This is a genomic window from Candidatus Avelusimicrobium caledoniensis, from assembly GCF_902756455.1.
Lineage (GTDB): Bacteria > Elusimicrobiota > Elusimicrobia > Elusimicrobiales > Elusimicrobiaceae > Avelusimicrobium > Avelusimicrobium caledoniense.
In genome coordinates this window covers 1-23,284 of sequence record NZ_CACVRB010000002.1, presented here as the reverse complement: position 1 = coordinate 23,284, position 23,284 = coordinate 1, and the positions used below count along the sequence as shown (strand labels likewise).

Here is a 23,284-nt window from a genome sequence, read left to right as displayed (position 1 = left end):
TCTACTTTGAAGCGGCTTCCACCATTTCAATTTTATCGCCTTCTTTCAAGGTAACAAACGCCTTTTTATAATCAGGGCGTTTCCCTTCAAAGCGACCCATACGATGGGTCTTCCCCGTGACGGAAATTGTGTTAATCTTTTTTACGGTTACGTTAAAGATTTTTTCCACCGCGGTTTTGATTTCGCCTTTGGACGCGTTAGCGGCTACGATAAAACCATAGCGGTTGTGGCTGTCGCGTTCAATTAAGCTTTTTTCCGTTAAGAGCGGTTTTTTTAAGGTTGTATAGGTGGTCATTACTTGGCCTCCTTAGCAAACGTGTTTGTTAATTTTTCTACCGCTTCTTGGGTCAAAATGACCTTCGTGCTGTTAAGCACAACGTACGCATTGGCGTCTTGCGGCAACAAGCGGGTTAAGCCCGCGATGTTGCGGCTGGCCAAAGCGGCATTTTCGTCGGCAAAGTTATCCATCACTAAGGGTTTGCGCCCGGCGGATAACACGTTCATAATTTCAGCAAACGCGTTCGTTTTGGGTTCTTTGAGTTTCAAAGAATCTAATACCACCACATTTCCTTCCGACATCTTGGCAGACAACGCCATCGCAAGCGCGGCGCGGCGTTTGGCTACCGGCAGATATTGACGGTAAGAATGCGGGGTAGGCCCGAAGGCGATACCGCCGTGGCGGAATTGCACGGCACGCAAAGACCCTTGACGGGCGCGGCCGGTGCCTTTCTGTTTCCACGGTTTTTTACCGGTACCGGAAACTTCACTGCGGGTTTTGGTATCCGCGGTGCCGCGTCTTTGGTTGGCCAAAAAAGCGGTAATGACTTCGTGCAAGAAAGTGGGATTGGGTTTCACACCGAACAAACTATCCGGCAGATTGCAGGTCCCTTTCTCTTTACCTTTGATATCTAAAACTTTCGTTTCCATGGTCAAAGTCCTTATTTCTTGTTAGCGGCCTTAGAAGCAGAGATTTTCTGTTGTTGCGGCGCTACATAATGTTTTTTGAATTTAGAAGTTTCTAAGACGGAAACGATAGAGCCCTTAGCTCCCGGAACGGAACCTTTTAAGAATAAAAGTCCGTTTTCGTTATCTACCTTAATAACTTCAATTTTGGCTACCGTGTGGGTAGTGGTGCCGTAGTGGCCAGCCATGCGTTGGCCGGACAATACTTTACCTAAAGAGCGGCGGGAGCCCAAAGACCCCGGAGCGCGCGAGCGGTCCGATTGACCGTGCGAATCCGGCTGTCCGGCAAAGCCGTGGCGTTTCATCGCGCCGGCAAAACCGTGCCCTTTAATTTTACCCTGTACGTCCACATAGTCGCCGGGTTTAAAGATTTTATCGAGTGAAATGACTTGACCGATTTCAAAGCCGGCTACATCGGCAACACGGCATTCCTTCATGTGTTTGACCGGAGCCACGTTGGCTTTTTTGAAATAACCGAGTTCAGGTTTGTTCAGTTTGCTTTCTTTCACTTCGCCAAAACCCACGCAAACGGCGTTGTAGCCGTCTTTTTCTTGGGTTCTGACACGCACAACCTTGCACGGACCCGCTTTTACAACGGATACACCATGCAGATTGCCTTTTTCATCAAAGAGCTGTGTCATGCCGATCTTTTCGCCGATTACAAAGCGGAAAGTTTCGGGAGCTTCTTTGACAGTTTCTGCTTTGGCCGGTTCAGCAACGGGCGTTGCCTCTTGGGCACCAGCAGCATTTTGCATTTCTTCTGTCATAGTTCTTATTTATTCCTTAGTTACTTTTAATGGCCACATCTACACCGGCGGGCAAATCTAATTTCATTAGTTCGTCCACGGTTTTAGAGGTGGGGCTTTTCAAGTCAATGAGACGTTTGTGAATGCGCATCTCAAATTGTTCTCTGCTCTTTTTATCGGTATGGGGAGAGCGAAGTACGGTGTACTTTTTAATCCGGACCGGTAACAGAACAGGACCCGACACCAGCGCCCCTGTTTTTTGCGCGGTTTCTACGATACGCGCCACAGAAGCGTCCAGCATACGATGGTCATAAGAACGCAATTTAATGCGGATTCTTTCTTGGCCAATAGTATTGGCTTTTTTTGCTGTTTTTTCTGCCATTTTTAGTTTTTTCCTTACTATCTTTTACAAAGTTTCTTACAAACAATTTATCGGCAGAAAACCCCTTTCCGGTCCGCGTCTTCCGTCGGGCCGGTGAGGAATTTTTTGCCTTACTGCTAATCTAATACAATTTATTATATCAAATTAGCGGGCTTTTGTGCACGCTTGTTTTAGCGGTTTCACCCTTGCGCGTAAACGGGCGTGTCACTAAAATCCTGATAAGGATAGTATACTATAAATAGAAAAATAACGCAATATTTAATTAAGCGCACAAAATTCAAAAATATCTTTTTGAATTTTGTAGCGCACCGGCGATACAATTTTCCACATTTAGCCGTCTTTGCGGTCCCTTGTCTTGTAAAATTTGCTATCGCCCCTTCCGTCATCCCGCAAGGTCGGTATGCGGGATATAAGGGGCGCACTTGCCACATTTGCCTCGCTATACCCCGCATTAAAACACTGCGGGGTGATGAGCGAGGGAGATTTTGGCGGGATGTTTTCCCATAAAATTTGCTATACTGATTACGTTGTATTAAATTTATTCTGTTTTGAGAAAAAACGAAGTCTTGCTTTAAGCAAAGCCCAAGAGAGCTCATAAACAGTCCGCTAAGGCGTAATGCAACCGGCCTAATTACCCGCGTGTGTTATGCCGAGCGCTTATTACTTTGTGTAATAAGCCACGGCTGTTTATATGCGGAACTCTCTCTTGGGTCTAGTATAAATGGCCGTTTTTATCGGCGGCCCACGGAGAAACGTATGACCGAAGAAAAAGACCCCTTGACGGTCCTGTTATGGGACGCCGCCCGCCTGCAAACGCAACTAACTTTACTAACAGAACAGCTGGAAGAATTACACGCCGTCGTACCTGAAGAAATACAAGATTACACCCGCCCGATTTTAACCGGTTTGCACGCCGCGCAACACCGGGCCGCGGTTATAAAATTAAATGTCGCCGCGCTGCCCAAACCGGAAGAATAATTTGTTATACTAGAGGTATGGAAAAACTCAATTTTAAACTAAATATAGTAAAAGATTATCCCAAAGCGGGCGTGAATTTTATTGATATTAACCCCTTGCTTGCTAACCCGGCGCAATTTACTGCCGTCATTGATACCTTTTGTAGCGTCATCCAAGCGGCGCATATACCACAAAATACGGCTATCATCACACCCGAAGCACGCGGGTTTATTTTTGCCGCGCCCGTTGCTCACGCGCTGAATTTGCCGCTGGTGCTCCTACGCAAACAAGGCAAAATTCCCCATAAACCCTACGCGTTCCGTATTACAAACGAATATACCTCGTATAATATGGAAGCGGATGAAGATTTATTAGATCAATTTTCTCATTTCATCTATATAGACGATATTTTAGCCACAGGCCAAACGCTCGCCGCGGTGCGAAAAGCATTACAAGCCAAAGGAAAAGAAATCGTGCTTTCCGTCCATTTAACCGATGTAGCCGCCCTGAAAGAGATGCGCGCGAGTAACGCCGATTTACGCAACCTGCCCCTGGAAGTTATTTTATAAAGGCCCACTTTCGCTATGGGCCCTTTGACCCTTGTTCCCGGCACAACCCCCAAGTACAATAAAAGTATGTACAAGAAAATAATTATTTTTCTCTTGTTTTTTGCAACAGGTGTGCTTTCCTACGCGCAAAAAATTCCGGCTAAATTTATCCGGCCCGGGTTTACGCTGGGTACCGGACTTGTGGATATGGCCGCCGTACAGGCCCGCGTGTTTGCCCCTGCGCAACGGCCGATTACCACTTTCAAAATTGATGCCGTAAAAAGCGTTTTCCGTGCGTTCCCGCAAGGGAAAACGGACGGGCATGCGATGTCCGGCTTTATTTTCAAAACCACCTACCAAGGCCAAAAAGAAATTTTTGGCGTGATCGCCCAACACGCCATGCCCGCGTGGAACAACCATAGCAAAATCGGCCCGTCTTTTACGGCACGCGTCATGCAAGGAAACGAAGTAGTAGATATCCCGGCGCAAGTCGTCCAATTATCAGCACCAGTTATGACGGATATTGCACTTGTTAAATTCCGCCCGGAAGACGAAAAATTACTAACTCCGCTAACACTGGCTACCGATGAGCCCGCCCTAAACGAACCGCTATCGCTCATAGGGTTTGGCACGGAAAAGCTAACCCTTATCACGGACAGCCCGTTATCAGAAAAATCAATGCTCAATTTGCGCTACCCAATGGCGGGCGACCCGGAACAATGGCCGGGGCTGTGCGGAAGCCCGGTTTTAAACGCCGCGGGGGAAGTGGTCGGCACGGTTACCGGATCCACGCGCCTCGCGTCCGACCCGACCTACTACACCGGGTACGCCACGCGCAATTTGTATTTACAGACGTTAGTAAACGCATATCACGGGGATATGGAAAAAGCCACCTATCCGCTAGAGATAAACGACGAAAAAATTGTAGATTTACATACCGACGAATTTGTTTCCCAAGTGATTCTTAGAGATGAAAACAGAAAAATAATTTTTAGAAAAAATATATATAACAAATTCCCCTACTCAACTATTATGAAACATTGGCCCAAAACCCGGTATATTGAGATGTACATTGACAATGTGTTGTGGTCCGGCTATTCGCTAATAGAAGGGGCCTCTTTTGCAGAAGAACGGTACGTCGTGTACGACTTGCAAGAAAAACAACTCATCACAGACCGACCACGTAAAACCTATTAAAAACATATAAAGAAAACCCCCGCTCATTGGAGCGGGGGTTTTTGCATTACCAAACCCTAATCTTGGCGGGCTGATAAATTTTGCTTGACAAATCAAAAAAAAAAACGATAATAAAGGAACGGAAAAAACAAGGAGAATTTTATGAATAACAAAATTCAAAAGGGAAATGTAGGTCAGGTGAAACCTGACGTTAAAATAAGCATGTCATGCCGGAAGGCCTCTATCCGGCATCTTCGTATTTTTGTTTTTGATGAGATGGTTAACAAGCGAAAAGAAAAACGAAGATCCCCGACAGAAACCCTCGGGGATGACAGGCCTTTATGTTATAATCGCATAAACGCATTTACGCTCATTGAACTTTTAGTGGTCGTTCTTATCATCGGTATTTTAGCCGCGGTAGCCGTGCCGCAATACCAAAAAGCAGTAGAAAAAAGCAAAGCCACACAGGCATTGGCCATCATTCGCACCGTAGCCGCCGCGCAAGAATCCTATTATTTACAAAACGGAACATACGCTACCAATTTTGATGAATTAGCCGTTGATATTCCCTGGACGGGCACCACCCGCTGGATTGCCGGGAGCAGTCCCACTGATGGAGTCCGTTCCAACGAAGATTGGAGCTTGCAGATTTTTCACGAAGCAAGCGGCGACGGCATATCCGTCGGACGGCTGACCGGTCCCTACGCTGGGGCCGGATTTCGGTATTTACTGGGCGCGGGGTCTATGAATAGCACCACCCGAACTATGTTATGCGTGGAAAATCAGTACGAAGGAGATGGCTCCGTCATTTTTCAACAACACTCCGGGAATTACTGCAAGAAAATTATGAAAGGGATTTATGCTAACGGGGCCTGGCAATTATAGATGAGCGCGTTGTTGCCGTTTGTATCAGACTAACTTTGCAAAAGAGAAGATGATTTTTCAAAACCGATTTTAGTTGGCGGGATTTAGGCGGCCGCATAGGCGTAGCGGTAGCTACGTCAAGCCCAAGGGACGCGCAAATTGGCAGATTTTGGAAAATTGTTTATCGGGAACACGCAAACGCGGGCACAACGATTAGTTGTGCCCGCGTGCGTGCTTATAGAAGTTACGAACAGTTGTTCTGTACTATGCGGCCGTAGCAGCTTTGGCGGCTGTGCGTTTTTCCACAATCGCTTTGGCTACGTTAGCCGGCACTTCGGCGTAGTGGCTCGGTTCCATCGTAAACGACGCGCGGCCTTGAGACAAGGAGCGCACGTTCGTAGCGTAACCGAACATTTCGGCCAGCGGCACTTCGGCACGGACGTAGCGGACGTTTCCGCGTACACCCATTTCGCCGATTTGACCGCGGCGGCTGCTCAGATCCCCGATGATGTCCCCGAGGTTGGCTTCCGGCGCAACGACTTCCACTTTCATAATCGGTTCCAAAATAACCGGGTTGGCTTTTTTGGCACCGTCTTTTAAGGCCATAGAAGCGGCGATTTTGAACGCCATTTCGGAGGAGTCCACTTCGTGGAACGAACCGTCAAATACGGCCACTTTGATATCTACTAAGGGGTAACCCGCCATAGCACCGGAGTCCAATGCTTCGCGGCAACCTTTTTCAATAGCCGGGATATATTCTTTCGGAATGCGGCCTTGGGTGATTTCGTTGACAAATTCAAACCCTTTGCCTTTTTCCTGCGGCTCTAAGCGCAAGAATACGTGCCCGTATTGACCGCGACCACCGGACTGGCGAACAAATTTGGTTTCTTGTTCCACCGTCTTGGTGATGGTTTCGCGGTAGGCCACTTGCGGCGCGCCGACGTTGGCTTGTACGTTGAACTCGCGTTTCATGCGGTCCACAATAATGTCCAAGTGCAACTCACCCATACCGCTGATAACGGTTTGGCCGGTTTCTTCATCGGTGCGCACGCGGAAGGTTTGGTCTTCTTCGGCTAAGCGCGCCAAGGCGTTGGACATTTTTTCTTCGTCAGCTTTAGATTTCGGCTCTACGGCAATAGAAATTACCGGTTCCGGGAAAGTGATGCTTTCCAGCACAATCGGGGCATCCGGCGCGCAGATCGTTTGACCTACGCGGGAGTTTTTAATAGCCACCGTAGCGGCAATTTCCCCGGCGGAAAGTTCTTTTACTTCTTCGCGTTTATCGGCCATCATACGCATCATACGGCCAAAGCGTTCGGTGGCGTTTTTACCCGGGAAGAACACCGCATCCCCGGCTTTAATCGTACCGGAATAAATGCGGAAGAAGCTGAGTTTACCCACAAACGGGTCGGTTTGTACTTTAAAGATAAGTCCGCAGAACGGCTCGCTGTTAGACGGCTTGCGGAACGTTTCTTCGCCCGTGTTCGGGTTCGTACCTTTGACGGCGGGAACATCTACAGGAGAGGGTAGATAGTCGTTTACGCAGTCTAACAAAGGTTGTACCCCTTTGTTTTTGTACGAAGAACCGCAGATCACCGGGAAGAATTTACCCGTTAAGGTACCGCGGCGAATCGCTTTTTTAATTTCAGCTTCGGTAAAATTGGTTTCGCCGTTTAAGTAGCGTTCCATAATGGCTTCGTCAAAATCGGCGAGTTTTTCAATCATCTCGGTACGGTATTTGTTAGCCAATTCAACGAGGTCTGCCGGGATATCGCCTTCGGTGAACGTCGCGCCGTTGTGGTCGCCGTCCCAGACGATTCCTTTCATTTTGACGAGGTCAACTACGCCAACAAATTTGTCTTCCGCGCCAATAGGCAATTGAATCGGGCAGGCATTACCGCCCAGTTTTTCTTTAATGGAGTTCGCCGAGCGGATAAAGTCCGCACCGATGCGGTCCATTTTGTTAATGTAGGCAATACGCGGAACGTGGTATTTATCCGCTTGACGCCATACGGTTTCAGATTGGGGTTCTACGCCCTGCACGCCGTCAAAACAGCACACAGCGCCGTCCAACACGCGCAACGAGCGTTCCACTTCGGCCGTAAAGTCCACGTGGCCGGGAGTGTCAATAATGTTGAGTTGGCAATCTTTCCACACGCAGTAGATGGCCGCGGAGGTAATCGTAATACCTCTTTCGCGTTCTTGTTCCATCCAGTCGGTTACGGACGCACCATCGTGCGTTTCACCGATTTTGTGCACTTTTCCGGTGTAGTACAAAATACGTTCGGACGTGGTGGTCTTACCCGCATCAATGTGCGCGATAATACCGATGTTGCGGATCTTCTCTAACGGATAGGTTTTAAATTCAGCCATAGTTGAGTTCCCGCTTAAAATTTAAAGTGGGCAAAAGCGCGGTTGGCTTCGGCCATTTTGTGCACGTCTTCGCGTTTTTTAAACGCCGTGCCTTCTTTCTTGGCGCCCAAGATAATTTCTTCGGCTAATTTTTCAGCCATCGGGCGTCCTTTGCGGCTTTGGGCGGCGCCGATCAACCAACGCATCGCCAAAGAGGTGCTGCGTAAGGGTTTTACTTCCGTGGGAACTTGATAGTTCGCACCACCTACGCGGCGGGCTTTTACTTCCACGAGCGGGCGGACGTTTTCAATGCATTTGGTAAATACATCAAGTGCATTTTCTTTCGTTTTTTCCGCAATGATAGCCATGGCGTCATCTAAGATGCGCTGGGCAGTAGAAGTTTTACCTTCAAAATTTAATTTGTTAATAAACCGGGCCACGAGCACGGAATTGTATTTGTAATCCGGCGCGGGTTGCGGTCTTCTGTCTCTGGGTCTTAAACCTTTTCTCGGCATATTCTTTTATTCACTCCTAAAAATTATTTACCGGCTTTGGGGCGTTTTACGCCATAAAGCGAGCGGCCTTGTTTTCTGTTTTCTACGCCCGACGCATCAAGCGCACCGCGAATGATGTGATAGCGCACACCCGGCAAGTCTTTCACACGTCCGCCGCGCACGAGCACGATGGAGTGTTCTTGCAAGTTGTGTCCCACACCGGGAATATAAGCGGTTACTTCCATTTTGGAAGTCAATTTGACACGGGCGACCTTCCGTAAAGCCGAGTTCGGTTTTTTAGGGGTCGTGGTATAAACACGGGTGCAAACGCCGCGCCGTTGGGGGCAAGATTGCAACGCCGGGGATTTGGTCCGGTTGGACTCTTTCGCCCGTCCGTATTTTACTAATTGGTTTACTGTTGGCATTACTTCTCTCCTATTTTGTTCCTTTACGTTTTTCTTCAAACTCACGGGCAATTTGACGGGCAGAAATACCAGTTCCCGCCGGTATCAAATGGCCTACAATGACGTTTTCTTTTAGACCAGCCAATTCATCTACTTGGCCGGTAATGGCGGCGTCCGTCAAAACCTTGGTGGTTTCTTGGAACGAAGCCGCAGATATAAATGATTCGGATGCTAAAGAGGCCTTACTGATACCCAAAAGGATCGTTTCGGCTTCAGCCATGCGTTTGCCGGCGGCTTTCATTTTTGCGTTTTCACGCAGCCAGCTGGCGCGGCTTAACACTTCGCCTTTTAGGAAGTGGGTATCCCCAGCGTCCAGAATTTTTACGTTCCCTAACATCTGACGGACAATAACCTCAATATGTCTGTCGTTGATTGTTACGCCCTGCAAGCGGTACACTTCTTGGATGGCGTTTAACAGGAACTCTTGTGCTTCTTTTTCACCCTTCACGCGCAGCACGTCGTGAGGGTCAATGGCGCCGTCGGTTAAAGCTTCGCCTACGCCGACATGGTCGCCTTCATATACTACAAGGTGTTTGCCTTGCGGGATGCTATATTGTTTGACTTGGTTGGTTTCTTCGTTGCGGACCACTACTTCAATCAGTCCGCGCGGGGAAGTTTCCAAGCTCACAATCCCTTCAAATTCCGAAATAATAGCCGGATTTTTAGGTCTGCGCGCTTCAAACAATTCCGCAATACGGGGCAGACCGCCGGTGATATCTTTGGTGCCGCCGGCTTCGCGCCCGATTTTAGCAAGCACGTCTCCGGGTTCCACTTCTTCACCGTTTTCCACCATCAGAATCGTATCAATAGGCAACGGGAAGTTAATTTTCTTCTCTTTACCTTCAATGCTGATGCGCGGGTTTTTCTTGCCCATGCGGCTGGCGGTAATCTTGCGTTCAATAACGCCGGTTACTTTGTTGCGCTCTTCCTGCAAGGTGATACCTTCCACCACGTCCGTCAAGCGGACTTTGCCGGTCACTTCGGCCAGCACCGGGATAGAGTGCGGGTCCCACTCCGCCAGTAAGGAACCCTTTTTGACGGTCTCTTTATCTTTTACATAGATAGAGGCACCGTATTGAATCTTATATTCTTTTATTGTACCATTTCCGGCGGTTACAAAGATAGAGCCGTTGCGGGAGATACAAATCTTGTTATCATAACGGTTGGTGATGAGTTTAATGTCTTTAAATGTCACTTTACCGTCAATTTCGGCCACCGCTTGGCTGCGGGACAGCACGCGCGAGGCCGTACCACCGATGTGGAACGTACGCAACGTGAGCTGCGTACCCGGTTCGCCGATGGACTGGGCGGCAATAATACCGACCGAGTCGCCGGGGTTGCTCTTGGCAGACGTCGCCAAGGATAAACCGTAGCATTTGGCGCACACGCCGTAAGGCGCTTCGCAAGTCAGCACGGAGCGGATACGTACAGATTCCACACCGTATTTTTTGACCTGTTTGCTTTGTTCCAAGGTGATTAAATCGCCTTCTTTGATGATGGTTTTTTCTTCTTCGGAGCCGTCGGCTTTTTTGACTTTAACGACCACATCTTCCAACGCGGTGCGCCCTAAGATGCGTTCGTCTAACGGCTCTACCATTTCTTCGCCGCTCATCAACGATTTTACCACGATACCGTTATGCGTACCGCAGTCTTCTTGCGTGATGACTACGTTATGCGCCACGTCCACCAAGCGGCGGGTTAAGTAACCTGCGTCGGCGGTTTTCAAAGCGGTATCGGAAAGACCTTTACGTCCACCGTGTGTGGAAATAAAGTACTCTAATACAGACAAACCTTCGCGGAAGTTAGCGGTAATCGGGTTTTCAATAATTTCGCCCTGACCACCGGTCAGTTTCTTCTGCGGTTTAGCCATTAGACCGCGCATACCGGCCAGCTGGCGCACCTGTTGGCGAGAACCGCGGGCGCCGGAGTCCGCCATTAAATAGACGGAGTTAAAGCGTTGGCCGCTGTGTTCTTTGTTGGTGGGGTCAAATTTGCTTTCTTCAAATTTTTTCATTTCTTTGAAGAGCTCATTGGCCACATCATCGGTTACACGCGTCCAGATATCAATGACTTTGTTATAGCGTTCGCCTTCGGTAATGATACCGGCTTCGGCTTGCGCTTGAATTTGTTTAACTTGTTTTTTCGCGTCGTCAATGTATTTTTGTTTGACAGACGGAATCGTCATATCGGCAATAGAAATAGATAAGCCCGATAAGGTAGCATAGTGATACCCCATCTTCATAATCTTATCCAAGAATTGCACGGCTTCATAGCGGCCGTATTTTTTGCTCTTGTAGCATTCGTCTACCAAAGCACCCAATTCTTTTTTGCCGATGGTTTTGTTGATATATTCCCACCCTTTAGGCAAGATTTGGTTGAAAATAATGCGGCCCACGGAGGTATAATCTTTCCATTTGGCGGCGTTCTTTTCGTCTTTACCTTCTAAGCCCGGTTCCGGGATCGCGTTAATACCGCGCACTTTGATTTTAGCGTGGTAAGACAATTTGCCATATTCTAACGCAACGAGCGCATCTTCTTTGCTACCGAAGATAGAGCCCTCGCCGATATCGCCGTCTTTGATTTTGGTTAAGAAGTTGATACCTAATACCATATCGTGAGACGGGGCGGCAATCGGTTTACCCGAAGCAGGCGATAAAATGTTGTTGGAGGCCAACATAAGTGTGCGGGCTTCCATTTGTGCCTCTAACGAGAGCGGCACGTGCACAGCCATCTGGTCACCGTCAAAGTCGGCGTTGAAAGCGGCACAGGTAAGCGGGTGCAACTGGATTGCTTTACCCTCAATGAGTACCGGTTCAAACGCTTGAATACCCAAGCGGTGCAACGTCGGAGCGCGGTTTAACATAACCGGGTGGGACTTAGTTACTTGTTCCAAAATATCCCAAATTTCCGGGCGGACACGTTCCAACATCTTCTTGGCAGATTTAAGCGTAACGCCTTCTTTTTTCATCAGTTCGCCAATGATGAACGGTTTGAAGAGTTCCAACGCCATCAGTTTAGGTAAACCGCATTGGTGGAGTTTCAAATTCGGACCGACGACAATAACGGAACGACCGGAATAGTCCACACGTTTACCGAGTAAGTTTTGGCGGAAACGACCGTGTTTACCTTTAATGTTATCGGACAACGATTTGAGCGGTCTTCCGCCGGCGCCGATAAAGAATTTACCGCGGGCCCCGTTTTCAATTAACGCATCTACGGCTTCTTGCAAGAGGCGTTTTTCGTTGTAAATCATCACTTCCGGCGCGCGCAAGGATTCAATGTGTTTAAGGCGGTTGTTGCGGTTAATGATACGACGATAGAGGTCGTTTAAGTCAGACGCCGCAAACCGGCCGCCGTCAAGCGCAACGAGCGGGCGCAAGTCCGGCGGGATGACGGGTAGTACACTAATAATCATCCATTCCGGGCGGTTACCGCTTTCTTTAAACTCTTCCATCGTCTTAACGCGGCGGATGAGTTTCGTGCGCTCCATTTCGCTTTGCGTATTTTTAAGTTGTTCGTGCAAAGCGGGAATTTCTTTGTCAAAATCAATGCCGGAGAGCAGCGTGCGGATAGCCGGGGCCCCGATGTCTACTTTGAGGCGAGAGCCGTGTTTTTTGCGGGCTTCGCGCACTTGTACATCGGACAACAGCGTGCCTTTTTTGAAGTCCACGCGTCCGGTTACGCTGTCTATACAATCTTCAATCACTACGTAAGAGGCATAGTAAACAACGCGCTCTAAGTCCATCGTGCGCATATCCAACATAATACCGATACGCGACGGATTTTTGCGCAAAAACCATACGTGCGCCACCGGCACGGCCAGTTCAATGTGGCCCATGCGTTCGCGGCGGACTTTGGCTTCGGTAATTTCTACACCGCAGCGGTCGCACTTAATGCCTTTGAATTTTACCCAACGGTATTTACCGCAGGAACATTCGTAATCTTTGGTCGGCCCGAAAATGCGTTCGCAGAACAGACCGTCGCGCTCCGGTTTGAGCGTGCGGTAGTTGATCGTTTCCGGTTTTTTTACTTCGCCGTAAGACCAACCCAAAATTTGTTCGGGGCTGGCAATGCCCAACTTAATGGCATCAAAGTCAAAGAAGTTTAAGTCGCTTAATTTTTTTACTTTTTTCGTTTGCATGGTTCAAATCCCCGGCTTACTTATCGGCCTTGGCCTCCTCTTTCGTTTCTTTTTCTTCGGAGGCGGGTTTTTCCTCTACGTTTTTAAGCAGATCTACGCTCAAACCGAGTGCTTGCAATTCTTTCACAAGTACCTTGAAAGATTCCGGCACACCGGGTTGCGCAGGCGCATCGCCCTTGACGATAGATTCGTACATTTTCGTCCGTCCGGCAAAATCATCAGACTTGACGGTCAAAAACTCCTGCAAGGTGTACGTAGCACCGTACCCTTCCATGGCCCACACTTCCATTTCCCCGAAGCGCTGACCACCGAACTGGGCTTTACCGCCCAGCGGCTGGCGGGTAATCATGCTGTACGGACCCGTGGAGCGGGAGTGCACTTTGTCTTCCACCAAGTGGATTAGTTTCATCATGTACATGTAACCGATCGTCACTTTTTCTTCAAAGGGTTCACCCGTGCGGCCGTCATAAAGCGTAATGCGGCAGTAATCATCCGGCAAGTATTTAGCGGCATATTCTTCGCGCGCTTTGCCTTTGAGCCCTTTATCGTCCAAGATTTTCTCTTTGGCTTTACGGACTTCGTTGACTACGTCGGCTTCGCTCGGCCCGTCAAATACAGGCGTTGCGGCATTGTAGTGCAAGTAGTGCGCGGCCCAACCGAGCATCGTTTCCAAGAGCTGTCCCACGTTCATACGGGAAGGAATACCCAGCGGAGAGAGCACAATATCCAGTGGCGTGCCATCCGGTAAGAAAGGCATATCTTCTTGCGGCAAGATGCGGGCCACGACACCTTTGTTTCCGTGGCGGCCGGACATCTTATCGCCCACGTGTAATTTGCGTTTGGAAGCAATATACACTTTGACCGATTTGTTCACGGTCACCGGGAGTTCATCGCCTTGTTTGGAAAATTCAATTTCCCGTTCGTAGTGTTCTACCGCTTTCTTTTCCATTAACTTGTAAAGCGAGTTAAGACGCGCCGTTTCTTTTTGTAAAGCGGCCGCATTTTTAATGGTGGCTTTCGCGTTATCTAACGCGCGTTTGCGTTGTTCTTTGAGCAAGTCCAACGTCGCATTTTTCTCGTTTTCCAAGGCAGTTAAGCGTGCTTTTTCTTCGGCTTTAGTGAGTTTTTCTTTGCGCACAAACACACGCGTGCCCACTACTTTGCCGCTGGTGCCGGGCGGAACGCGCAAAGAGGCGTCCACCACGTCATCGGCTTTTTTACCGAAGATCACTTTTAAGAGCCGTTCTTCCGGCGTTAATTGTTGCTCGCCTTTCGGGGTCACTTTACCGACTAAAATATCGCCGGGTTCTACCACCGTGGCCGGTAACACAATACCGTCGTTGTCTAAGTGAGAAAGCGCATCGGAACCAATGTTGGGAATATCGCGGGTGATTTCTTCCGCACCCAATTTGGTGTTGCGCGCATCTAACGTAAATTCGTGCAAGTGAATAGAAGTAAACACGTCGTCTTTCACCAAACGGCTGGACACTAAAATAGCGTCTTCGTAGTTGTACCCTTCCCAACACATAAAGCCCACGAGCATATTGCGCCCTAAAGCCAAGTAGCCGTTATCCATAGACGGACCGTCGGCAATTACTTGACGGGCTTTGACGTTATCGCCCGCTTTTACAATCGGATGTTGGTTGATACAGGTATCCGAGTTGGAGCGTTTGAATTTGAGCAAGTTGTATACATCGGTAGAGCCGTCTTTGGCTTCTACGATAATTTGGTTAGCATCGGCAAATTGCACGCGCCCGTCGCGTTTGGCTACCATAGAAGTACCCGAGTCGCGCGCGACTTCGTGTTCAATGCCGGTACCTACATACGGAGCTTCCGGCATAAGTAGCGGCACGCCCTGACGTTGCATGTTACAACCCATCAAAGCACGGTTGGCGTCGTCGTGCTCTAAGAACGGAATGAGCGCGGCGGATACGCTGATCACCTGCAAGGGCGAGACGTCCATATAGTCTACGTTTTTCGGAGCTACCATCGGATAGTCCGAGCGCAAACGGCAAGATACCGTATCGGTATCAATAGTACCGTCTTTTTTAAGCGGCGTGTTGGCCTGCGCTACAAATTTATCGTCTTCACTATCGGCGGTTAAGTTTTCAATTTTATCCGTTACTTTCCCGTTGACGACTTTGCGGTACGGCGTTTCAATTAAACCGTATTTGTTTACTTTAGAATAGCACGCCAAAGAGGTAATTAACCCGATGTTCGGACCTTCCGGCGTTTCAATCGGGCAGACGCGGCCGTAGTGCGTATAGTGAACGTCGCGCACTTCAAACCCGGCGCGTTTGCGGTTTAAACCGCCCGGCCCTAACGCAGATAAACGGCGTTTGTGGGTCAATTCGCCTAGCGGGTTAATCTGATCCATAAACTGCGAGAGTTGGGACGTACCGAAGAATTTGCGAACAATCGCTTGCACCGGTTGCGCGTTGACTAATGCACGCGGCGTAAACGAAGTCAGTTCGCGGTTCATGCGGTCGCGCACGGTTTTGGCCATTTGGCTAAGCCCGATGCGAATTTGGTTTTCCAATAATTCGCCAATTCCGCGTACGCGGCGGTTGCCCAAGTGGTCAATATCGTCCACTTTAAAAGAGAAATCTTCGCCATATTCTTTTTGCGCTTCTTCTCCGGCGTTTAAGGCCAAGAGATATTTGACGGCTACAATCACGTCTTCCGGCGCGAGCGTGCGGCGGTTGTCGGACGGTTTTTGGAATTTTTTGAATTTGAATTTGCTGATCAAATCAAACATATTCGCAAATTTCTTGTTGATTTTGTAGCGGCCCACGAAACTCAAATCGTAGCGGCGGATATTATCAAATACTAAGTTGTTGAGGTAAGTTTCCGCTTGTTCTTTAACAACGAAATCTTGCCCTCTCATCTTTTTGTAAATTTCGGCTTGTGCCTCTGCCGCGGTGCGGATAGAATCTTTGCGGTGTTCCAAGGTGGCCAAAATACCGGGGTCATCTTGGCGGGGTTTACCGCAGATAACCTTAATGGTTTTGACTTTCTTTTCAATTAACGTTTTGAAAAGTTTATCATCAATCGGCAAGGCGGCTTTTTCATCTAAGTTCCACAACACTTCGCCGGTGGCCGGATCGTAGATATCGTCGGCGGCGTAGCGGCCGATAATAGAATCAATGTGAGAAGGTTTGACTTCAACATCTTCGCATTTATAGAAGGTTTGGATGATTTGTGCGTTAGTTTCCAAACCGCACGCGCGCAGGAAGGTGGTCGCGAGTACTTTTTTCTTGCGGTCAATGCGAACCCACAAGGCGTTCATAAGGTCAAACGAAAATTCAATCCACGCCCCGCGGTACGGAATAATACGCGCTACATAGAGGCGTTTACCGAAGGTGGACTGTTTCTTTTCTTCGTCTTCTTCAAAAATGATGCCCGGCGAGCGGTGCATCTGGCTGACAACGACGCGTTCGGCACCGTTAAATACGAAACAGCCGGCATCGGTCATTAAAGGCAAATCACAAAGGGTAACGTCTTGATCAGACGCTTCTTTCATTTTCCCGTTTTTCTGTTTTACATATAAACGCATCCACGCTTTTAACGGAGCGGAGTAGGTGCTATCACGCACGGTGGCCTCGGCCGGGGTGGCGTAACGGGGAGTTCCTAATTCATATTTTAAAAATTCTAAACGCATGCTTCCGTCGGGAGCTTCAATAGGAAATACGTCTTCAAAAGCGGCTTGCAAGCCTTTTAATTCCCGTTTGGAAGGGGCTACATCAAGTTGCAAAAAGTCCACAAAAGATTGCTTTTGCATATCCAACAAATCCGGTAACGGTAGTTTGGTGGAAATTTTGCCGAAATTGGTTTGTTTTTCAATCATTGCTTTTCTTCCTGAAATTTCAACGGGCGTTTTTTCTGCGCGCACTCGCATAAACGGCCTCGTTGTGATACCCTTAGGGGTACGTTATCCCAACCCCCGTAACGGGGATTGGGATATAATGCGTCAGTGAACTATTTGAGTTCAACGGTGCCGCCAGCTTCGGTGAGTTTCTTTTTGAGTTCTTCAGCTTCAGCTTTGGCAACGTTTTCTTTGACAGCTTTCGGGGCGCCTTCAACGAGGTCTTTGGCTTCTTTCAAGCCGAGGCCCGTGATTTCGCGCACTACTTTGATTACCGCGATTTTTTTGGCGGCATCAACAGCGGTCAACATGACGTTGAATTCATCTTTTTCTTCAGCGGCAGCACCGGCAGCCGGGGCAGCAGCGGCAGCTACGGCAACGGCCGGAGCAGCAGCTTTTACGCCGAATTTTTCTTCAATCGCTTTCACGAGTTCGGAGAGTTCCAACACGGTGAGTTCAGCGATAGCATTTACTAATTCATCTTTGGTCATTTTAGCCATTTTTATTTTTTCCTTTTGTCTAGAGTAGCGGCCTTCTATATAAACCGAGTTTATATCCGTACCTTTACCCCTTGCGGGACTACTACCGCTCTTGGCGGGTTTAGATTTTACCGGGCATCAGTTGGCACTAAGCCAACTGATACCTTGTTGCGTTATTTTTGCTTGTCTTGCAAAGCTTTGATAACGTAGGCAAAATCCCGTATCGGAGCTTGCAATACTTGCGCCGATTGGGCAACCGCGCTGTACAGCGCGCCGGCCAACTTGGACAAGTTTTCTTCTTTCGTACCGATGGTAGCGAGTTGTTTAACTTGGTTTTCGTTGTACCAGACCCCGTCGGAATAGCAAGCACGCAGCTTCAAAGCCGCATTCTTCTTCTGAAAATCAACCAACGCTTTGGCCACGGCGGCGATATCGCCACCTACGGCAATAGCGGTCGGCCCTTGAAAGAGCTTTGTGTCGGCTCCTTCAATTTTGGCTTGGTTGATAGCATGTTCCACAATGGCGTTGCGTTCTACGCGGAATTTGGCTCCCGCGGGCGTTAACGCGCGGCGCACTTCTTCCATTTCGGTAAATTTCAGACCTTGATAGGCCGTGAAAAATACAGTGCCGCCGGTGGTAATTTCAGAAGCTAAGTCTTGCGACTTTTGTTTCTTTTGGTCTTTTGTCAGGTTCATTTTATTGCCTGTTTTTTAACTGAGAAATACTGCCTGTTTTCTCACTTTTAGAGCGAGAAAACGACAGCCACAGATCCCCCTCTCCTCCGTTTTCACGTCGGGGGGAATCATGGTTCTCGTTAAATCTGATAACTAACTTCTATTTTATTTTATCAATAAAAGTTGCCAATTGCAAACATTTTTGCAAACGTCTTATCCGCAACTCTTATAATTATTATAACAAAAACAAGTTTGGGGCGCAAGCCCACGCAAGGGGCCTACGTTATATGCTACAATGTACGTATGAAATCCACGAGTGAAAATGTGCAAAATACGCAAGCGCCGTTGCCGGAAAATTTTGTAGTCAATTTGCCGGACACGTTTGCCAACGGCGGCGAAATTATCCATAACGCGCGTAACCAAATTCGCGTGTTTGATGTTAATAATCATAAAATCAACGTGAAGAAATTCTGTATCCCGCCGATCGTCAACCGTATTTTGTACTCGCTCGGCTGGCGCACACCGAAAGCTGTTTCCACGTATAAAAACGCACAAGAAATTTTAAAGCGCGGTTTTCACACGCCCGCCCCGTACGGCTACCGTATTGAACGCAAAGGCGGGCTGATTAACTTTTCGTATTTTGTGAGTGAACAAGTAGAAAACATGCGTCCGGTGCGCGACACGCAAAACGATCCCGCGCTGATTAACGCGCTTGCAAAGTACACCGCCGATATGCACGCCAAGGGACTTTGGCATAAAGATTTTACACCGGGGAACATCTTGTACCGGGTAGAAAACGGAAAACATATTTTTTCGCTCGTGGATATCAACCGTTTTAAATTCTTTGACGGGCCGGTGCCAAAAAACATCATCAAGCAAAACTTAATTCAACCGTTTTACGACGATAAAAACTTGCGCACTTTTGTAGAAGAATATGCCCGCATTACGGGGTGGCGCGGCGATTTAGTAAAAGAAGTACTACGCCGCAAACACATCCGCAACGCGTATGACAAATTCAAACACGATTTGAAAAAACTGCCCGGCGCGTATATTTTCTTAAATAAGCCGTTTGAAAAACAGAAGTAAAATTTGCCCGTCTTTAAATTCTGCTAATTACGACGATGTTTAACCCCTAAAACATCGTCGTAATTTTAATCAACCAAAAATTTCTCCTTGACAAATCAAAAAAAAAAACGATAATAAAGAGACGAAAAAATAAAAGGAGAAACTACATGAAACACAAACAAGCATTTACGTTAATAGAATTATTGGTGGTCGTGTTGATTATCGGTATTTTGGCGGCGGTGGCTCTGCCGCAGTATCAAAAAGCGGTTTGGAAAAGCCGGTATGCCACCGTGAAAGCCATGGTCAATGCTTTAGCCGACGCCGAAGAATCCTATTATTTGGCTAATGGGGAATATACTACGGATTTTGATGCCTTGAGTGTAGAGTTACCGGGATGCACTAATTCTTCTTGTCAATTTCCGTGGGGTTTCTGCCGACGGAATCTTTCAGAAACCTATACTTCCTACGTGGAATGTGTGTTACGTAAAGACGGACAGTATTTTATAGGTTATCAACGCAATTTCAATTTTAGTGTCAGATACCCGGCACAAACGTATTGTTATGACTACGTGAAAACAGGCTTAGGGCCAAAAATCTGTCAAAGTGAAACCGGGAGGAGCACGCCTGATATTAGCGGTATTACTCACGGTTATTCTTATCCTTAAACTTTTCCCCCGCTCGTCATCCCGCAGTGTCTCTATGCGGGATATAGCGGGGGACAATATATATTTTATGCTAAAATAACCGTATGGGATATGTCTACATACTGACCACAAAAAACAACAAAATGCTCTATATCGGAGTTACAAATAATTTGCTACGACGTGTGTATGAACACAAACAAGGTTTTGTGGAAGGTTTTACTAAAAAATTTCATATTAAAAAATTAGTCTATTATGAGCAATACAATTCCATTCAAAACGCCATACAACGAGAAAAAGTATTGAAAGAATGGAATCGTGCCTGGAAAGAACATTTAATAAATTCTTTTAATCCCTCGTGGCACGATCTTTATGAGGAAATAGCACCCTCATTTTTATAAAAACAACCCTTTTATCTATATCCCGCATTTGCCTGTCCACTAAAAAGATGAAGGAACGAAGAAATTAAATACGCTCTCTTTTATATCCCGCATAGAGACACTGCGGGATGACGAAAAGAGAGCGTAAGCGAAAGTTAACAAGGCCGTTCAATAAAGACTAACACAATAGAAGTTCTACCCGGTTTTCAGTTTTGCGCCTAGGCAAGGCCGTAAGTCGCGCGCCGCGTACGTCTGCAAGACAACGCGAAGCGTTGCAGGTACGCAAGCAAGAGTCGGCCTTGGATAGGCCAAAAATGGAAACTGAAAGATTGCAAGATAAACTTTTACTCATTAAAAAAGGAGTCCTGTAAAAAGGACTCCTTTATTTAATGAGTAAAGGCCTTGATGAGACCGACATCGATCTACTCTCTCAGCACCGAATTGGGTGCCAATACCATCGACCCTTACGAGCTTAACTGCCGTGTTCGGAATGGGAACGGGTGTGACCTCGTCGGAATAAATATCAGTCTCATCAAAGCCTCTATGTTAAAAGAACAAATGGGAAGGAACCGTCGCTACAACAATTCCTTTCTCGCTAGAATCTTGCTCGCCGTTTACTAGACGGGTCATCGCGGACTTCTAACGTCAGATAACTAGAAAAGGGGTCTTCTGGGTAGTTAATCTACCAGGGAAACCTTATCTTGAGGCGGGTTTCACGCTTATATGCTTTCAGCGTTTATCCCTACCGAACACCGCTAATCAGCTATGCCTGTTTACAGACAACTGATATACAGGAGGTTCGTTCATCCAGGCCCTCTCGTACTATGGACAACTCCTCTCAAGTTTCCTGCGCATACAACAGATAGAGACCGTACTGTCTCACGACGTACTGAACCCAGCTCACGTACCACTTTAATGGGCGAACAGCCCAACCCTTCCCACCTGCTTCAGCGGGAGGATGTGATGAGCCGACATCGAGGTGCCAAACCGAGCCGTCGATGTGAACTCTTGGGCCCGATCAGCCTGTTATCCCCAGGGTAGCTTTTGTCCGTTGAGCGATGGCCCTCCCACGAGGGACCACCGGATCACTAAGTCCTGCTTTCGCACCTGTTCGGACCGTCGTCCTCACAGTCAAGCTCCTTTCTACCTTTGCGCTCAATGGCCGATTTCTATACGGCCTGAAGGAACCTTAGAACGCCTCCGTTACTCTTTAGGAGGCGACCGCCCCAGTCAAACTGCCCACCTGCCACTGTCCCCAACCCGGATTCACGGGTAATAGGTTAGAATCACAATCCACAAAAGCTGGTATTTCACTGTTGTCTCCGCACCCTCCTCAAAGGATGTTTCAAAGACTCCCAGCTATACTACGTATTGTAAACCGTAAGTCAATAACAAGCTACAGTAAAGCTCCATAGGGTCTTTTCGTCTTGTTGCATGCATCAAGCGTCTTCACTTGAACCACAATTTCGCCGAGCCCACCGTCGAGACAGCGGCTTCTTTGTTATGCCATTCGTGCAGGTCGGAACTTACCCGACAAGGAATTTCGCTACCTTAGGACGGTTATAGTTACCGCCGCCGTTTACCGGGGCTTAAGTTCGCAGCTTCGCCTTGCGGCTAACCACTCCCCTTGACCTTCCGGCACCGGGCAGGCATCAGGCCCTATACATCATCTTGAGATTTCAGCAGAGCCCTAAGTTTTTGTTAAACAGTCACGAAGCCCAATTCACTGCGACCCTTTCCCAATGTATTGCTACACCAGTACTTGGGCACTCCTTCTTCCGAAGTTACGGAGCTAGTTTGCCTAGTTCCTTGACGATGGTTATCTCGCGCGCCTTAGGATTTTCACCCCATCCACCTGTGTCGGTTTACGGTACGGTTATGATAAGAACTCCCTACGAAGTTTTTCTAGGCAGCGTGATTGGCCCCCTTTGTAATCTTGCGATCACTCGTCTCGGCTTTCGACTTAGCCTCCGGACGGATTTGCCTATCCGAAGATGTCTACGACCTTTCATTGACATATAGCCAACGGGGTTACTCTCCTGCGTCCCTCCCTAGGTTATGACGCGCTTATCATAGTTCCGGAATATTAACCGGATGTCCTTCGCCTACGCCTTTCGGCCTGAGCTTAGGCCCGACTGACCCTGAGCCGACGAACGTTGCTCAAGGAAACCTTAGATTTTCGGCGGGAAGGATTCTCACCTTCCTTGTCGCTACTCATTCCAGCATTCTCACTTCTTGGCGCTCCAGCACTCCTTACGGTATACCTTCGCAGCTGCCAAGAACGCTCCCCTACCACTACATAAAGGCGAACCTCTATGCAATCCGTAATTTCGGTAGTATGCTTAGCCCCGAGTCATCTTCGGCGCAGATTCACTCGACTAGTGAGCTATTACGCACTCTTCAAAGGATGGCTGCTTCTAAGCCAACCTCCTAGCTGTTTAAGTAAATCCACATCCTTTACCACTTAGCATACATTTTGGGACCTAAATTGACGGTCTGGGCTGTTTCCCTCTCGCACGTGAAGCTTATCCCTCACGAACTGACTGCTGAAATATACGCCGAGGTATTCAGAGTTTGACAGACATCGGAAGGAGGGTCGCTCCCCCTAAATCTACCAGTGCTTTACCCCCTCGGGTTAAATTTCAACGCTAGCCCTAAAGCTATTTCGGGGAGAACCAGCTATCACCAAGTTCGATTGGCCTTTCACCCCTAACCCCACCTCATGTAGAAACTTTTCAACGTTTAACACTCCGGCCCTCCATTCACTGTTACGCGAACTTCAGCCTGGACAGGGTTAGATCACTTGGCTTCGGGTCTAATATGACGAACTAATCGCCCTATTCGGGCTCGCTTTCACTACGGCTGCGGACTTTGTCAGCCCTTAACCTTGCTCGGCACATTAACTCGCTGGATCATTCTTCAACAGGCACACTGTCGCACATTCCCTTGCGGGCATAGTGCTACAATAGCTTGTAGATGTACGGTTTCAGGTTCTATTTCACTCCCCTCTCGGGGTTCTTTTCGCCTTTCCCTCGCGGTACTGGTTCACTATCGGTTGCCAGAGAGTATTTAGCCTTGGAGAGTGGTCTCCCC

18 protein-coding genes and 2 rRNA genes are annotated in these 23,284 nt (G+C 48.1%); 7 read left to right on the top strand and 13 right to left on the bottom strand.

The features are described from left to right. Nucleotide 1: 1 nt before the first annotated feature. From ACQY2W_RS00710 to rpsJ, 4 genes are read right to left on the bottom strand one after another with little or no spacing between them, the layout of a single operon-like run. Nucleotides 2–295, bottom strand: a complete 294-nt coding sequence (locus ACQY2W_RS00710) for a 50S ribosomal protein L23 (RefSeq protein WP_428048660.1) — start codon at nt 293–295, stop codon at nt 2–4. After that, complete coding sequence (gene rplD / locus ACQY2W_RS00705; protein ID WP_428048659.1) at nt 295–927, bottom strand: 50S ribosomal protein L4; 633 nt, start codon at nt 925–927, stop codon at nt 295–297. The genes ACQY2W_RS00710 and rplD overlap by 1 nt, the downstream gene beginning before the upstream one ends. 11 nt (nt 928–938) lie before the next feature. Further along, a complete protein-coding gene (rplC, locus tag ACQY2W_RS00700; protein WP_428048658.1) occupies nt 939–1,730 on the bottom strand; it encodes a 50S ribosomal protein L3 in 792 nt (263 codons plus the stop codon). Nucleotides 1,731–1,746: 16 nt separating this feature from the next. Further along, entirely contained in the window at nt 1,747–2,091 is a 345-nt protein-coding gene (gene rpsJ / locus ACQY2W_RS00695; protein WP_428048657.1) for a 30S ribosomal protein S10, read from the bottom strand. Nucleotides 2,092–2,847: 756 nt separating this feature from the next. Here rpsJ and ACQY2W_RS00690 point away from each other — a divergent pair. From ACQY2W_RS00690 to ACQY2W_RS00675, 4 genes are all read left to right on the top strand, one after another. Continuing rightward, a complete protein-coding gene (locus tag ACQY2W_RS00690; RefSeq protein WP_428048656.1) occupies nt 2,848–3,069 on the top strand; it encodes a hypothetical protein in 222 nt (73 codons plus the stop codon). Between the two features lie 17 nt (nt 3,070–3,086). Then, nucleotides 3,087–3,617 (top strand): adenine phosphoribosyltransferase, encoded by a 531-nt coding sequence (locus tag ACQY2W_RS00685; protein WP_428048655.1) that lies wholly within the window; start codon nt 3,087–3,089, stop codon nt 3,615–3,617. 66 nt (nt 3,618–3,683) lie between these two features. After that, nucleotides 3,684–4,793, top strand: a complete 1,110-nt coding sequence (locus tag ACQY2W_RS00680; protein ID WP_428048654.1) for a S1 family peptidase — start codon at nt 3,684–3,686, stop codon at nt 4,791–4,793. Between the two features lie 141 nt (nt 4,794–4,934). After that, nucleotides 4,935–5,657 carry a type IV pilin protein gene (locus tag ACQY2W_RS00675; RefSeq protein ID WP_428048653.1) on the top strand — a complete coding sequence of 241 codons (723 nt, stop codon included), beginning with the start codon at nt 4,935–4,937 and terminating at the stop codon, nt 5,655–5,657. Between the two features lie 243 nt (nt 5,658–5,900). On the opposite strand, the gene fusA is transcribed toward ACQY2W_RS00675, so the two are convergent. From fusA to rplJ, 7 genes are all read right to left on the bottom strand, one after another. After that, nucleotides 5,901–8,009, bottom strand: coding sequence for an elongation factor G (fusA, locus tag ACQY2W_RS00670; RefSeq protein WP_428048652.1), 2,109 nt, complete (start codon nt 8,007–8,009; stop codon nt 5,901–5,903). A 14-nt stretch (nt 8,010–8,023) separates the two neighbouring features. Then, complete coding sequence (gene rpsG, locus ACQY2W_RS00665) at nt 8,024–8,503, bottom strand: 30S ribosomal protein S7 (RefSeq protein ID WP_428048651.1); 480 nt, start codon at nt 8,501–8,503, stop codon at nt 8,024–8,026. Between the two features lie 23 nt (nt 8,504–8,526). Continuing rightward, on the bottom strand, nt 8,527–8,907 hold the full coding sequence (rpsL, locus tag ACQY2W_RS00660; RefSeq protein WP_428048650.1) for a 30S ribosomal protein S12: 381 nt from the start codon (nt 8,905–8,907) through the stop codon (nt 8,527–8,529). 10 nt (nt 8,908–8,917) lie between these two features. Further along, entirely contained in the window at nt 8,918–13,087 is a 4,170-nt protein-coding gene (gene rpoC / locus ACQY2W_RS00655; RefSeq protein WP_428048649.1) for a DNA-directed RNA polymerase subunit beta', read from the bottom strand. 16 nt (nt 13,088–13,103) lie between these two features. After that, complete coding sequence (gene rpoB / locus ACQY2W_RS00650) at nt 13,104–16,934, bottom strand: DNA-directed RNA polymerase subunit beta (protein ID WP_428048648.1); 3,831 nt, start codon at nt 16,932–16,934, stop codon at nt 13,104–13,106. Nucleotides 16,935–17,065: 131 nt separating this feature from the next. Next, nucleotides 17,066–17,443, bottom strand: coding sequence for a 50S ribosomal protein L7/L12 (gene rplL, locus ACQY2W_RS00645; RefSeq protein ID WP_428048717.1), 378 nt, complete (start codon nt 17,441–17,443; stop codon nt 17,066–17,068). Between the two features lie 161 nt (nt 17,444–17,604). Then, nucleotides 17,605–18,126: a 50S ribosomal protein L10 gene (gene rplJ / locus ACQY2W_RS00640; protein ID WP_428048647.1), complete on the bottom strand. Its 522-nt coding sequence runs from the start codon at nt 18,124–18,126 to the stop codon at nt 17,605–17,607. 282 nt (nt 18,127–18,408) lie between these two features. Here rplJ and ACQY2W_RS00635 point away from each other — a divergent pair, with 282 nt between their 5' ends. From ACQY2W_RS00635 to ACQY2W_RS00625, 3 genes are all read left to right on the top strand, one after another. Beyond that, on the top strand, nt 18,409–19,191 hold the full coding sequence (locus ACQY2W_RS00635; RefSeq protein WP_428048646.1) for a lipopolysaccharide kinase InaA family protein: 783 nt from the start codon (nt 18,409–18,411) through the stop codon (nt 19,189–19,191). 146 nt (nt 19,192–19,337) lie between these two features. Further along, nucleotides 19,338–19,835: a type IV pilin protein gene (locus ACQY2W_RS00630; RefSeq protein ID WP_428048645.1), complete on the top strand. Its 498-nt coding sequence runs from the start codon at nt 19,338–19,340 to the stop codon at nt 19,833–19,835. Between the two features lie 83 nt (nt 19,836–19,918). Continuing rightward, nucleotides 19,919–20,212 (top strand): GIY-YIG nuclease family protein, encoded by a 294-nt coding sequence (locus ACQY2W_RS00625; protein WP_428048644.1) that lies wholly within the window; start codon nt 19,919–19,921, stop codon nt 20,210–20,212. A 388-nt stretch (nt 20,213–20,600) separates the two neighbouring features. On the opposite strand, the gene rrf is transcribed toward ACQY2W_RS00625, so the two are convergent. Continuing rightward, nucleotides 20,601–20,719: ribosomal RNA gene (gene rrf, locus ACQY2W_RS00620) — 5S ribosomal RNA — on the bottom strand. A 112-nt stretch (nt 20,720–20,831) separates the two neighbouring features. After that, nucleotides 20,832–23,284: ribosomal RNA gene (locus ACQY2W_RS00615) — 23S ribosomal RNA — on the bottom strand; the annotation flags it as partial.